The sequence below is a fragment of the Arthrobacter alkaliphilus genome, from assembly GCF_021483235.1.
Lineage (GTDB): Bacteria > Actinomycetota > Actinomycetes > Actinomycetales > Micrococcaceae > Arthrobacter > Arthrobacter alkaliphilus.
The window spans coordinates 32806-46999 of the sequence record NZ_JAKEEC010000015.1 but is presented as its reverse complement, the minus strand read 5'-3'; the positions used below and the strand labels follow the sequence as shown (position 1 = coordinate 46999).

Genomic DNA, 14194 nt, shown 5'->3' with positions numbered 1-14194 from the left:
CCCACTTCGAAAGAAGAGGGACACGGAAGCCAGAGATTCAGTGATATGCATCTGACGCAGCCTTCGGCAAAGTTGGATGCAGGCCACCTGTGACGGGGTGGGAAGACCTGAAAGTCCGAGGATTCCGCCAGACTGCCAAGACGTCACCAGGCAGCCGAAAAGTCGAAGCCCCACCAACGGCTAAACGCTGATGGGGCTTCCCCTTTGCCCGGAAATTCGGGCCCTTCCAAACTACGCCTGGGCGGGCTCCTCGGCCGGTGCCAGGACCACGTCGCTCACCGTCAGCTCGCCGTCGCCGGCCGCCAGTGAAATCTCCTGCGCGTTCGCAGCAGCCTTCAGGTCTCCCAGTCCGGCTTCCAGCTGTGCCACAAACGATTCGGTGGCGGTAATGGTGGCTGAGAGGACCGCGGTGCGCTGCTTGACCTTGGCCTCCGACTTGGCCTTGCGGATGCCGCTCAGCGCGACGCCGACCGTGCCCAGCATGGTGGTGTCGCCGTCGGCGATTTCCACCGCCGCCGGCCACGCTGCGCGGTGGACCGAACCCGCGCGCCACCAGCTCCAGACCTCTTCCGTGGCGAAGGGCAGGAACGGTGCGAACAGGCGCAACAGGGAATCGAGCGTGGTGGCAAGGGCAGCGAGGACGGATGCCTGCTCAGCCTCGCCCGCTGCGCCGTACGCGCGGTCCTTGATGAGTTCGACGTAGTCGTCCGTGAACTGCCAGAAGAATGATTCCGTGATCTGGAGGGCGCGGGCGTAATCGTAGTTGTCGAAGGCCTTGGTGGACTGGGCCACCACATCAGCCAGCTGGGCGAGCAGTGCGCGGTCCAAGGGGTTGCTCAGGACGGACAAGTCAGAGCCGACCACCGAGTTCTCGGTTGCGCCCAGGTTCAACACGAACTTCGAGGCGTTGAGCAGCTTGATGGCCAAGCGGCGGCCGATCTTCATCTGGGCTATCTCGTAGGCGGTGTCCGCGCCAAGCTTCGCCGAGGCGGCCCAGTAGCGGACAGCGTCAGAACCGAATTCGTTCAGGACATCGGTGGGAACAACCACGTTGCCCTTGGACTTGGACATCTTCTTCCGGTCCGGGTCCAGGATCCAGCCCGAGATGGCTGCGTGGTTCCACGGCGCGCTGTTCTGCAGGGCATCTGCCCGCACCACCGAGGAGAAGAGCCAGGTGCGGATGATGTCGTGGCCCTGCGGACGGAGGTCGAAGGGATAGACCTTACTGAACAGTTCCTCGTCACGGCTCCAGCCGCCAACGATTTGCGGGGTCAACGACGACGTGGCCCACGTATCCAGGACATCCGCGTCGCCGATGAATCCGTTGGGCTGCTCGCGCTGGGACTCGTCGTAGCCGGGGGCAGCGTCCGCCGCGGGGTCCACGGGCAAGGACTCGTCGGACGGCAGGATGGGGTTTTCGTAGTCCGGGTTGCCCTGGCCATCCAGCGGGTACCAGACCGGGATCGGCACACCGAAGAAGCGCTGGCGGGAAACCAGCCAGTCGCCGTTCAGTCCGGAGATCCAGTTCTCGTAGCGGGAGCGCATGAAGGACGGGTGGAACTCGATCTCGTGACCGCGCGCGATCAACCGTTCGCGACGGTCCTCGTCCCGTCCGCCGTTGCGGATGTACCACTGGCGCGAGGTGACAACCTCAAGGGGCTTGTCGCCCTTTTCGAAGAAGTTCACGGGGTGCGTGATCTTCTTGGGTTCGCCATCCAGCAAGTCGGCGGCGATGAGAAGCTCGACCACCGCCTCCTTGGCAGAGAACGCGGTCTTGCCGGCAATCGCCGCGTAGGCTTCCTTGCCGGCGTCGGTGGTGATCCACTCGGGCGTCTCAGCGATGATGCGGCCGTCGCGGCCCATGATGGCGCGCGTGGGCAACTGGAGCTCGCGCCACCACGTGACGTCGGTCAGGTCGCCGAACGTGCAGACCATGGCGATGCCGGAGCCCTTGTCGGCTTTGGCGAGGGGGTGGGCTTTAACCTCGAGCTCGACGTCGAACAGGGGGGACCTGACGGTCTTGCCGAACAGCGGCTGGTACCGTTCGTCGTCGGGGTTTGCCACCAACGCGGCGCACGCGGCCAGGAGTTCCGGACGCGTCGTCTCGATGTAGATCTTCTCGCCGTCAGCGGTGAAGAAGGGGTAGCGGTAGTAGGCGCCAGCGACCTCGCGGTCCTCGAGTTCGGCCTGCGCGACGGCGGTCCGGAACGTCACGTCCCACAGCGTCGGCGCCTCGGCCATGTAGGCGTCCCCGGCCTTCAGGTTCGTCAGGAATGCGCGCTGGGACACGGCACGGGACGTGTCGTCGATGGTGCGGTAGGTGAGGTCCCAGTCAACGGACAGGCCGAGGGTCTGGAACAAGTTCTCGAAGACCTTCTCGTCCTCGACGGCGAGTTCCTCGCAGAGTTCGATGAAGTTCCGGCGGGAAACGACGTCGAAATCGCGCTGGTTCTTCGCGGGCTGTGCCGGCGGGCGGTAGTCGGCGTTGTACGGAATGGCGGGATCGCAGCGGACGCCGTAGTAGTTCTGGACACGACGTTCGGTAGGCAGGCCGTTGTCGTCCCAGCCCATCGGGTAGAACACGTTCTTGCCGGTCATGCGCATGTAGCGGGCCTGGACGTCCGTCTGCGTGAACGAGAACATGTGGCCCACGTGGAGCGAACCGGATGCCGTGGGCGGGGGAGTGTCGATCGAGTAGACCTGCTGGCGCGTGGTGTCCGGGTTGAACTTGTAGGTTCCTTCGTCCAGCCAGCGCTGCGTCAGGGCAGCCTCGAGGCCTTCAAGGGCCGGCTTGTCGGGAACGTTGATGGGGGCGGTGGCGGGCGTGTCTGTACCCTGCGTTGATTCAGCCATTGACCCATTGTTTCATCAACGGCGGTACCAAGTGCACCACGTTGAAGTAACATCCGGCTCATGGCGGAACTCAAAGACGTTTTCGTGGTGAAGCGCATCTATGACGAAGCAGCCGATGACGGCTGTCACTTGACCCGCCAGCACCGGGACATGGTCCACGCTAGGGTGGTGCCATGACTGAGGAAGCACAGACGAAGACCGCAGTAGTGACCGGCGCCAGCACGGGAATCGGTGAAGCCACAGTACGGGCCCTCGCCGCCGACGGCTGGAAGGTATTCGCCGTCGCCCGCCGTGCCGAGCGGCTCGAGGCGCTCGCCGCCGAGAGCGGCGCCGTGCCGTTCGCCGCGGACATCACCAACGACGACGACGTTGCGGCGTTGCTCTCAGCCGTCACCGAAGCAGGGGGAGCGGATACGCTCATCAACATTGCCGGCGGCGCCCGGGGCGCTGACACCCTGGGCAATGCGCAGACCCAGGACTGGGAGTGGATGTACCAGGTCAACGTGCTCGGCACCCTGAAGCTGATCCGGGCCTTCCTCCCGATGCTTCGGGCCAACGGCGAGGGCACCGTCTTGAACCTGACCTCGACGGCGGGACTCACGGCCTACGAGGGCGGCGGCGGCTACAACGCGGCCAAGTTCGCCCAGCACGCCATGACCGGCGCCCTGCGCCTGGAGGAAGCCGAAAACAACATCCGCGTTATCGAGGTGGCACCCGGCCTCGTCCGCACAGAGGAATTCGCGCTCAACCGCCTCGGCGATGCCGCCGCGGCAGCCAAGGTGTACGCCGGCGTCGAGAAGCCCCTCACGCCGCAGGACGTCGCCGACGTCGTCAAGTACGCGGTTTCCTTGCCGCACCACATCAACCTGGATGAGATCGTTGTACGACCGGTGGCTCAGGCCGCCACCCACAAGTTGATCCGCAAGGGCTAGGGGCGCGGCGTTGTGCCGCCCCGATACCCCAAGTGGAGCTCGCGGCGGCGCTGCCGCTAGACTTGTGGCACAAGCTTTGACCCGGACATCACCGGTGAGCTTCCGGAAGAACGCCCCCGCCACCACGAGGGTCAGTAGAACCGGACGGGTAAGCCCGTCACAGCAGCAATGAGCGGCCGACGCCGGAACGGTTTCCCTTCGCGGGGGAGCGGTGACAGCGGCGGTAAGTGAGGTGGTACCGCGGTACCGGCACGGTTGGAAACAACCCGGCTGGCGCCGTCCTCGCATCCTGAATGAAACTTTGTGTTCACCGGCTCAACCCAGGATGAAGAGATGACGTATTACCCCAAGGCCTCCACAGCTCCCTCCGGCACCTCGAAAGGCGTGTCCGCCTCCGTGAAGTTCCCGGAGATCGAAGAGCGCATCCTCAAGTACTGGGATGAAGACGGCACCTTCCAAGCCAGCGTCGACAACCGTGATCCGGGCCGTGACGGCAGCAACGAGTTCGTGTTCTACGACGGGCCTCCCTTCGCGAACGGCCTGCCGCACTACGGCCACCTGCTGACCGGCTACGCCAAGGACCTCGTGGGCCGGTACCAGACCCAGCGCGGCAAGCGCGTAGAACGGCGTTTCGGCTGGGATACCCACGGCCTGCCCGCTGAACTCGAGGCCATGAAGCAACTGGGCATGACGGACAAGACCCAGATCGAAGCGATGGGCATCGACAAGTTCAATGACGCCTGCCGTGCTTCGGTGATGAAGTACGCGGACGAGTGGAAGAGCTACGTCACGCGGCAGGCACGCTGGGTGGACTTCGACAACGACTACAAGACCCTCAACGTCGAGTACATGGAGTCCGTCCTCTGGGCCTTCAAGCAGCTCCACGAGAAGGGCCTCACCTACAACGGGTACCGTGTCCTGCCCTACTGCTGGAAGGACGAGACGCCGCTCTCCAACCACGAGCTGCGCATGGATGACGATGTCTACAAGAACCGCCAGGACCAGACCGTCACCGTGACCTTCCCGATCAAGGCAGGGGAGTCGGAACTCTCCAAGTCCCTTGCAGGCGTGCAGGCCCTCGCGTGGACCACCACGCCGTGGACGCTGCCCACCAACCTGGCACTCGCCGTCGGGCCCGACATCTCCTACGCTGTGGTTCCGGCCGGTCCCAACGGGATCAAGGCGGCCTCCGCGGAGGCTCCGGTGACGGGCAGCTTCCTGCTGGCCGCAGACCTGCTTGGCACCTATGCCAAGGACCTCGGTTACGACGACGGTGCTGCCGCCACCGCTGCCGTCACGGCCACCTTCACCGGCACCGAGCTGGCCGGCCTGGAGTACGAGCCGCTGTGGGACTACTTCTCCGACACTGAGAAGTACGGCACCCAGAACGGCTGGCGTTTCCTCGTGGCGGACTACGTCACCACCACCGACGGCACGGGCATCGTCCACCAGGCCCCGGCCTACGGCGAAGACGACCAAAAGGTCTGTGAAGACGCAGGCATCCCCGTGGTGCTCTCCGTCGACGAAGGCGCCAAGTTCCTCCACCTTTTCGCGCACGGGCCCCTCTCCGAAATCGCAGGGCTGCAGGTCTTCGAGGCCAACAAGCCCATCACGCAGGCTCTCCGCGCCGCCGGCCGCCTCGTCCGCCAGGCGAGCTACGAGCACAGCTACCCGCACTGCTGGCGCTGCCGCAACCCCTTGATCTACCGCGCCGTGTCCTCCTGGTATGTGGAGGTCACCAAGTTCAAGGACCGGATGTCCGAGCTGAACCAGGAGATCAACTGGATCCCGGGCAACGTCAAGGACGGACAGTTCGGCAAATGGCTGGCCAACGCCCGCGACTGGTCCATCAGCCGCAACCGCTACTGGGGCTCGCCCATCCCCGTGTGGCAGTCCGATGACCCGGAGTACCCTCGCACGGACGTCTACGGCTCGCTCGCGGAGCTGGAGGCCGATTTCGGCCGCCTGCCGATGAACAAGGACGGCCAGGTTGACCTGCACCGGCCGTTCATCGACGACCTGACCCGGCCGAACCCTGACGATCCGCGCTCGCCTGAAGAGGGCCAGTCCACCATGCGCCGGGTCGAGGACGTCCTGGACGTCTGGTTCGATTCCGGCTCCATGCCCTACGGCCAGGTGCACTATCCGTTCCAGAACGAGGAATGGTTCGACACCCACAACCCTGCCGACTTCATCGTCGAGTACATCGGACAGACCCGCGGCTGGTTCTACATGCTGCACATCCTGTCCACGGCACTCTTCGACCGGCCGGCCTTCCGCAACGTGATCAGCCACGGCATCGTGCTGGGTTCCGACGGGCAGAAGATGTCCAAGAGCCTGCGCAACTACCCGGACGTCTCCGAGGTCCTGGACCGCGACGGCTCCGACGCCATGCGCTGGTTCCTGATGTCCAGCCCCATTCTGCGCGGCGGCAACCTCATCGTCACCGAACAGGGAATCCGCGACGGCGTCCGCCAGGTCATCCTGCCGCTGTGGAACGTGTACAGCTTCTTCACGCTGTACACGAACGCTGCCAATGGCGGCTCCGGCTATGACGCCAAGCTGCGGTACGAGGGCTACACGGACACCCTGGACCAGTACTTGCTGGCCAACACGGGCGACCTCGTCCGCAATATCACCGCCAGCTTGGACGAATACGACATCTCCGGAGCCTGCGACGAACTCCGCAGCTACCTGGACATGCTCACCAACTGGTACGTCCGCCGCAGCCGCCAGCGCTTCTTTGACGAGAACACCGATGCCTTCGACGCCCTCTACACGGCACTCGAGGCCGTCTGCCGCGTCTCGGCGTCGCTCCTTCCCTTGGTGTCCGAGGAGATCTGGCGCGGCCTGACCGGCGGACGCTCGGTGCACCTTGCTGACTGGCCGGAGGCGTCGCTGTTCCCGGCCAACCCGGAACTCGTCGAGGCCATGGACCGGGTCCAGCAGATCTGCTCCACCGGTTCCAGCCTGCGCAAGGCCGCCAACCTTCGTGTGCGCCTGCCCCTGCAGGAACTCACTGTGGTGGCACCCGGCGCGGACGCGCTGGAAGGCTTCGCCGCCGTCGTCGCGGACGAACTGAACCTGCGTTCGGTCCGGCTCCTGGACGCCGCTACGGCGTCGCCGGAAGAATTCGGCATCGAGCAGAAACTCGTGGTCAATGCCCGCGCAGCCGGTCCGCGCCTGGGCAAGAACGTGCAGCTGGCCATCAAGGGTTCCAAGTCCGGCGACTGGTCCGTTTCTGATGCCGGTGTGGTCACGGCGGGCGGTCTTGAGTTGGAGCCGCAGGAGTACACCCTGGAAACCGTCGTCGCTGAATCAGCCGACGGTTCGTCCGCGGCTGTCGCTGTGCTTCCGGGCGGCGGCTTCGTGGTCCTGAACACCGAGGTCACTCCGGAACTAGCCGCCGAAGGCCTGGCACGCGATATGGTCCGCGCCATCCAGCAGGCCCGCAAGGACGCAGGACTCAACGTCAGCGACCGCATTCACACCACGGTCCTGGCTGTCCATGACGTCGTTGACGCCCTGCGCGCCAACGAAGAGCTGGTCAAGACCGAAACCTTGTCCCTCAAGCTCGACCCCGTCGTCTCCGGCGACGCGGCCGAACCGCAGATCACCGTCACCAAGATCGAGGCCTAGTACATGAGCGACGAATTCTCCGTAGAAAGCGTCTACGCCGAACTCCTGGGCCGCGCCCCGGAAAACAAAATGGAGCCGCGGCTCGCCCCCCTGTACCGGGCCATGGATGTCCTGGGGGAGCCGAACAAGGCCTTCCCGATCATCCACATCACGGGAACCAACGGCAAGACGTCAACGGCCCGGATGATCGAAGCAGGACTCCGGGCCCACGGCTTAAGCACCGGCCGCTACACGAGTCCGCACCTGTCGAAGGTGACTGAGCGCATCAGCATCGACGGCGAGCCGGTTCCGGACGAGACCTTTGTCCGGATCTGGGACGAGATCCGTCCGTACCTCGAAATCGTGGACAAGGAACTCGAGGCCGACGGCCAGCCGAGGCTCACGTACTTTGAGTGCCTGACGATCCTGGGCTTCGCGATCTTCGCGGACCAGCCCGTCAATGTCGCGGTGATTGAGGTGGGTCTGGGCGGCGTCACAGACGCCACGAATGTGGGCGACGGACAGGTTTCCGTGGTGACGCCGATCTCCCTCGACCACACGGAACTGCTCGGCGACACCACCGAGGACATCGCCCACGAGAAGGCCGGAATCATCAAACCCGGCGGCTTCCTCATCAGCGCGGCCCAGCCAGTGGACGCCGCGCAGGTGCTCCTTGAGAAGGCACGCGAAGTCGGGGTGCCGTTCCGCTTTGAAGGCGTCGAATTCGGCGTCGAGTCCCGCACGGTTGCCGTCGGGGGCCAGGTCCTGACGATCCAGGGCCTGGCAGGCCGCTATGAAGACCTGCTCCTGCCGTTGCACGGCGCCCACCAGGCCGAAAACGCCGCAGTTGCCGTCGCCGCCCTGGAAGCCTTCCTTGGCGGCGGCGAAAAGGAACTCGACGGCGACGTCCTGCGCGAGGCTTTCGGTAACGTGAGCTCGCCGGGGCGCCTCGAGGTGGTGCGAACGGCTCCCACGATCATCGTGGACGCAGCCCACAACCCCGATGGCATCCGCGCCTCGGCCGAAGCAATTGAAGAGGCCTTCAGCTTCAGCAAGCTGGTAGTGGTGCTCGGGGTCCTGCAGGAAAAGGACGCCGAGGAAATCCTGCGTCAGCTCAAGGAATCCTTGGGTTCTTTGGCTGAGGAGTTCTGTTTCACGCAGTCCAACTCACCGAGGGCCATCCCTGCGGCGCAGTTGGCCGATCTCGCCGTCGATCTCGGGTTTGGCGAGGAAAACGTCCATATCGCCGAGAAGCTTGATGACGCAATCGAGTGGGCCGTGGAACGTGCTGAAGCCAATGATGACCTGGCCGGCGGGGTCCTCGTCACGGGTTCCATCACCGTGGTGGCCGAAGCCCGGATGCTGCTTGGAAAGGTCGGGTCCTGAAGATGGCCAAACTCACCAAAGCCCAGCGCGAATGGCGCCCCGGGATGCCCAAGAAGCGTCGCTCCACGAAGGTGATGTTCGCTTCGACCGTGCTGCTCCTGGAGGCCTTCGTCGCGTTCTTCGCCACCTTGGCCGTCTTCGGACTGAAGCGTGGAGAGGTGTCGCCAGCGCTGATCCTGACCTTCGGTATCTCCCTGAGCGTTGTGCTGATTCTGGCCTGTGCCGTGCTCAGCAGGCCATGGGGTATCGGTATCGGCTGGATACTGCAGTTGGTGTTGATTCTTTCCGGCTTCGTGGAGCCCACCATGTTCGTGGTGGGAGTCCTGTTCGCGGCCTGCTGGTGGTACGGCATCCGCGCCGGCATGCGGATCGACCGGGAGAACGTCCAGCGTGACCGTGAGCAAGCCGAATGGAACGCCTCGCACGGGGAAGACTCGGCCGGGCAGTCCGCCTGAGCGAAACCCCGTAAACTGGCTGGGAAACCCACACATCCAACATTGGAGCTACCGTGAGCATTGAGCGCACCCTTGTACTGATCAAGCCCGACGGCGTCGCCCGCAACTTGAGCGGCAGCATCCTTGCCCGCATCGAGTCCAAGGGATACTCCCTGGTCGAATTGAAGAAGGTCAACGCCACCCGCGATCTGCTGGAGCAGCACTACGAAGAGCACGTGGGCAAGCCGTTCTACGAGCCGCTGGTCGAGTTCATGCTCAGCGGCCCGGTTGTCGCTGCCATCTTCGAGGGCCACCGTGTGATCGAAGGCTTCCGGTCCCTCGCGGGAACCACGGACCCGACGACGGCGGCGCCCGGCACCATCCGCGGCGACTTCGGCCGTGACTGGGGCCTGGCGGTCCAGCAGAACCTGGTCCACGGTTCCGATTCGGTGGATTCCGCCGAGCGCGAGATCAAGATCTGGTTCGGCGCCTAGTTTTAACGAACGCGGGGTCACTTACGGTCCATCCGGAGCTCCGGAATGGGCCGTAAGTGACCCCGCGGTGCTTAGTAGCCCGAAGTCCCGATGAACACGTTGATGAAGGCAAAGAAGATGCTGGCGATCACGCCGACGTAGAGCAGCGCCGAAATGATCCAACCGGATTCACTCAGGATCTTTGCCAGTCCTGCGGGCGCCGGAATGACCCCGTGCGCCACGTTCCTGATGGTTACGAAGACGAAGAGCGGGATCATGCATGCCCACACCACCATGCAGAACGGGCACAGGATGTGAATGACATAGAGTGCCTGGGACCACAGCCAGACGATGAAGATGAAGCCCAGTGTGACGCCCGTCTGCAAGCCAATCCAATACCAGCGTGCGAACTTGGCCCCTGCGAAGATCGCCATGGCGGTGGTGATGATCACGGCGAAGGCGACGATGCCGATGAACATGTTCGGGAAACCGAAAACCGAACTCTGCGGCGTCTTCATGACACTGCCGCAGGACACCCACGGATTAAGATCGCAGGCCGTGATGTGGTTGGGGTCCATGAGGACCTGCAGCTTTTCCAGCACGAGCGCCCCTGACGCGAGCCATGCGACGGCGCCGGTGGCAAGCAGGAGCCAGGCAAGGGCCCGGTCGCGGACCATGCGCGGCATGGCTACTTCCCCGGTGTTCTTGCCGGTGCCTTCCTGCCGGGGCGAGCGGGCATCGTTGTTGGCCAGGTTCGGGCTGGCGGGACTCGGCATGGTTGGCTGTCCTTTTCTCGGTTGCCCGGCGCGGGACCGGGGACTGCTCTTGGGAGGATTCTAGCCGCGGAGGCTGGAGGGCGTGTCCAGCAAAGCCCGGCGGCACGGAAGCTTCTACGGTGCGCTTCATGCCCGGGAGTGCGGGCATGTGAGAGAATGAACATGGCCGGAAGCCGATCCACATGCGGATTCCGGTCCGGTATCTTGTTCCCAAGACCGCCAATCACATGCAGGCATGCCCAGATCCGATGATCCCCGGCAGTGCCGCAGTGACCATGGACGGCACCTGGTTGTGGCATTAGAACAACGGGTTTGGAGCGAAGCCGGCTTTCCGTGGATGCCGCACCCGCATGCTGGTGCGAACCGGAAAGACTACTACTGACTTCTGTCAACGCCTGCGGGTTTTGACAATATTTGCCCCTCTGGGCACCGGATGTGGCGGTTGCGCAAGGGCAGGAGTGTTGCCACATATGGATAATGAGCAAGTTGTAGCCGCCGCCGAAGATGCGGCGTCGAGCGAGACCCCCGAAGCACCCAAGAAGGCTGCCCGGACCCGCCGCAAGGCCGCACCGAAGACGGTCGCCGCGGATGAAGCCCCCGACCCCGGAGCTGCCGCGGCCCCCACAGAGCCCGTCGCCGAAGTGAGCGACGTGGAAGCGCCCAAAGCTCCAGCCCGGCGGACCAGGGCTCGAAAGAAGGCCGAAAGCTCCGAGCCGTTGCCAGGTTTCGCCGAAGAAGCCGCGCCTGTAGCCGCGTCCGAAGAAACAACCGCCCCGGAAGAAACAAAGCCTGAAGAAGCCGCTCCGCAAGGAGGCGAGGCTCCGGAGGCCGCCGTCGCCGACGCGCCCGACGCGGCCCCGGAACCCGAAGCCGCCCCCGAAAAGCCGGCCCGCCGCCGTCGTACGACAAAGGCGAAGAACGCCGAGCCCGCCGTCGAAGAGGCTGCACCGGCTGCGGAAGTAGCTCCTGTGGCCGCCGCTCCTGCCGAAACCTCCGCTGCCGAAGCCGCTGAGGAGCCTGCGCCCGAGGAAACCGCCGAGGAGCCCGCGCCCGGGAAGACCACCGAGGCTGCCGCCGTCGAGGCGGAGCCCGCGAGCCCGCTCGCGTCGCTGTTCCTGGAACCTGCCTCCGCCACCTCCATGATCTTCCAGGCACCTGACCTGAGCGCCGTTATCCGTTCGGCCGCCGTCGAGGGGGAATCGCGGGCAGAATCCGAGGAAGGGTCCGAGGAGAACCAACTGGACGAAGGCGGCAGCCGCCGTCGGCGTCGGAGCCGTGGCCGTCGCGGACGCCGTGGCAGCGAACGTGATGAAGCCGGAGAGGAAACGCCCGCGGAATCCGAGGAGGAGGCGGAAACCGGTGCCGAGGAGGCGCTCGAAGACGGCGTGATTTCACGCCGCCGCCGTCGCCGCCGTCGCGGCGATCAGGACCTGGAGTTGACGGGCGGCGGAGACGACGATCCCCCCAACACCGTGACCCGTGTCCGCGCTCCCCGCGCACATGTTGAATCGACCATCGGCTCCGACCGTGTCACGAGCGTCAAGGGCTCCACCCGCCTTGAAGCCAAGAAACAACGCCGCCGCGAGTCCCGTGAGACCGGCCGCCGCCGCCAGGTGATCACCGAAGCCGAATTCCTGGCGCGCCGCGAGTCCGTCGACCGCCAGATGATCGTGCGCCAGCGCGACGACAGGATCCAGATCGGTGTCCTCGAAGACGGCGTGCTCGCGGAGCACTTCGTCTCCAAGACGCAGCAGGATTCCCTGATCGGCAACGTCTACCTCGGCAAAGTCCAGAACGTCCTGCCGTCCATGGAAGCCGCGTTCGTGGACATCGGACGCGGCCGCAACGCCGTGCTCTACGCCGGTGAAGTCAACTGGGATGCCGTCACGCTGGAGGGCAAGCCGCGGCGCATCGAAAACGCCTTGAAATCAGGCGACTCCGTGCTGGTCCAGGTCACCAAGGACCCGGTAGGGCACAAGGGCGCACGCCTCACGAGCCAGATTTCCCTTCCGGGCCGTTACCTTGTGTATGTACCGGGCGGGTCCATGACCGGTATTTCCCGCAAGCTGCCCGACGTCGAGCGCAACCGCCTGAAGAAGATCCTCAAGGACCGCCTCCCGGAGAACGCCGGCGTGATTGTGCGTACCGCGGCCGAAGGTGCTTCCGAGGAAGAACTGACGCACGATATCAACCGCTTGCGGGCCCAGTGGGAAGGCATCGAAAGCCAGTCCACGTCCACGAAGGTCCTGGCCCCGGAACTGCTGTACGGCGAACCGGACCTGACCATCAAGGTTGTCCGCGACGTCTTCAATGAGGACTTCTCCAAGCTCATCGTCTCCGGCGATGAAGCCTGGGACACCATCGAGGCCTACGTTACGTACGTGGCGCCGGACCTGGTGGGCCGCCTCGAAAAGTGGACCTCGGAGCAGGACATCTTCTCCGCGTGGCGCGTGGACGAACAGATCCACAAGGCCCTGGAGCGCAAGGTCTTCCTGCCCTCCGGCGGTTCGCTCGTCATCGACCGCACCGAGGCGATGACGGTTGTGGACGTCAACACCGGGAAGTTCACCGGCAGCGGCGGCAACCTCGAAGAGACCGTCACCAAGAACAACCTCGAGGCCGCCGAAGAAGTGGTCCGTCAGCTTCGCCTGCGGGACATTGGCGGAATCATCGTCATTGACTTCATCGACATGGTGCTGGAATCCAACCGCGACCTCGTGTTGCGCCGCTTGGTCGAGTGCCTGGGCCGGGACCGTACCAAGCACCAGGTGGCCGAGGTGACATCGCTCGGATTGGTCCAGATGACGCGCAAGCGCATGGGCACCGGCCTGCTGGAGGTCTTCGGCGAGCAGTGCGAGGCGTGCGCAGGCCGCGGCGTCGTCACGCACGACGAACCTGTGGAGCACCGCCGGGCCAACGTGGTTGCAGCCGAACACCACCACCCGCGCACGGAGTCGCAGCCAGCCGTCCGCCCGGAGCAGCGCAAGCGTCGCCGTGGCCGGGGCAATGGTCAGGGTAGCAGCGAACTGCACGCCACCCCTTCTGTGCCGGTCCACACGGTGGAATCCACCGATCCGGACCGCCAGGCAGCCACGCGCGCAGCCCTTGCCACGATCGCGGCCGCAGCCCATGCCGCCCACCTGCACGACGACGAGCTCCACCACGCTGCGGAGTTGCCCGCCGAAGGGCACGTGGCAGAAGCCGCTCCGGTCCAGCCGCCCGCGGCCCCGGTCCAGGCTCCAGCCGCTGCCTCGAGGAGCGAAGAACGTTTGACGCCGGTGCTGCGGTTCGGCGGCGAAGAAGTTGCTTTGCCCTTCGTCCAGCACGAAGGGGAGCCGGCAAACGGTGCACCCGCCATGAGCCTGGACCTGTTGGCACAGGCATTCGCGGGCCTCGGAGAAGCTCCGGACACGGCCACGCGTTCAACCCCGGCCGAGGATGCCCCCGCAGCTCCGACGGCCGGAGCAAGCAGCGACTCCCCGGAGCCGGGCTCGCGTGGACGACGCGGCCGTCGGAACCGTAGCGCCAGCCGTGCCCAAGGTGCCGCGAACGCCACGGATGTGGAGCACCACGAGGTAGCCGCAGCGGCCTCCGGTGGCACTGCGCACGAAGCCAAGGCACCTGAGGCTATGGCACCCGAGGCCGCTCCCGCGAAGCCGAAGGCGGCCGAGGAACCGATTATCCTCGGTGTCGGCGTGCCCAAGTCGGAGCTCTAGACGCAG

8 protein-coding genes are annotated in these 14194 nt (G+C 65.1%); 6 read left to right on the top strand and 2 right to left on the bottom strand.

Features of this window, described 5'->3' with window-relative positions:
* Nucleotides 1-231 precede the first annotated feature (231 nt).
* Entirely contained in the window at nt 232-2853 is a 2622-nt protein-coding gene (gene valS, locus L0B83_RS11825) for a valine--tRNA ligase (RefSeq protein WP_234758653.1), read from the bottom strand.
* 173 nt (nt 2854-3026) lie between these two features.
* Here valS and L0B83_RS11820 point away from each other — a divergent pair, with 173 nt between their 5' ends.
* The 5 genes from L0B83_RS11820 (at nt 3027) to ndk (ending at nt 9717) form a co-directional block, all read left to right on the top strand.
* Nucleotides 3027-3785, top strand: a complete 759-nt coding sequence (locus tag L0B83_RS11820) for an SDR family oxidoreductase (RefSeq protein ID WP_234758652.1) — start codon at nt 3027-3029, stop codon at nt 3783-3785.
* A gap of 333 nt (nt 3786-4118) precedes the next feature.
* A complete protein-coding gene (ileS, locus tag L0B83_RS11815) occupies nt 4119-7424 on the top strand; it encodes an isoleucine--tRNA ligase (protein WP_234758651.1) in 3306 nt (1101 codons plus the stop codon).
* Nucleotides 7425-7427: 3 nt separating this feature from the next.
* The gene (locus tag L0B83_RS11810) at nt 7428-8789 is read left to right on the top strand and encodes a bifunctional folylpolyglutamate synthase/dihydrofolate synthase (protein WP_234758650.1); all 1362 of its coding nucleotides are present in this window, start codon (nt 7428-7430) and stop codon (nt 8787-8789) included.
* A 2-nt stretch (nt 8790-8791) separates the two neighbouring features.
* A complete protein-coding gene (locus tag L0B83_RS11805) occupies nt 8792-9244 on the top strand; it encodes a DUF4233 domain-containing protein (protein ID WP_234758649.1) in 453 nt (150 codons plus the stop codon).
* A gap of 53 nt (nt 9245-9297) precedes the next feature.
* Nucleotides 9298-9717 (top strand): nucleoside-diphosphate kinase, encoded by a 420-nt coding sequence (ndk, locus tag L0B83_RS11800; RefSeq protein ID WP_234758648.1) that lies wholly within the window; start codon nt 9298-9300, stop codon nt 9715-9717.
* 71 nt (nt 9718-9788) lie between these two features.
* On the opposite strand, the gene L0B83_RS11795 is transcribed toward ndk, so the two are convergent.
* Nucleotides 9789-10472, bottom strand: coding sequence for a vitamin K epoxide reductase family protein (locus tag L0B83_RS11795; RefSeq protein WP_234758647.1), 684 nt, complete (start codon nt 10470-10472; stop codon nt 9789-9791).
* Nucleotides 10473-10942: 470 nt separating this feature from the next.
* On the opposite strand from L0B83_RS11795, the gene L0B83_RS11790 reads away from it, so the two are divergent.
* Entirely contained in the window at nt 10943-14188 is a 3246-nt protein-coding gene (locus tag L0B83_RS11790) for an Rne/Rng family ribonuclease (RefSeq protein ID WP_234758646.1), read from the top strand.
* Nucleotides 14189-14194 lie beyond the last annotated feature (6 nt).

Excerpts from the sequence above, each read along its gene's own strand:
- valS (WP_234758653.1), bottom strand. The coding sequence starts at position 2,853 with ATGGCTGAATCAACGCAGGGTACAGACACGCCCGCCACCGCCCCCATC.
- L0B83_RS11820 (WP_234758652.1), top strand. The coding sequence starts at position 3,027 with ATGACTGAGGAAGCACAGACGAAGACCGCAGTAGTGACCGGCGCCAGC.
- ileS (WP_234758651.1), top strand. The coding sequence starts at position 4,119 with ATGACGTATTACCCCAAGGCCTCCACAGCTCCCTCCGGCACCTCGAAA.
- L0B83_RS11810 (WP_234758650.1), top strand. The coding sequence starts at position 7,428 with ATGAGCGACGAATTCTCCGTAGAAAGCGTCTACGCCGAACTCCTGGGC.
- L0B83_RS11805 (WP_234758649.1), top strand. The coding sequence starts at position 8,792 with ATGGCCAAACTCACCAAAGCCCAGCGCGAATGGCGCCCCGGGATGCCC.
- L0B83_RS11795 (WP_234758647.1), bottom strand. The coding sequence starts at position 10,472 with ATGCCGAGTCCCGCCAGCCCGAACCTGGCCAACAACGATGCCCGCTCG.
- L0B83_RS11790 (WP_234758646.1), top strand. The coding sequence starts at position 10,943 with ATGGATAATGAGCAAGTTGTAGCCGCCGCCGAAGATGCGGCGTCGAGC.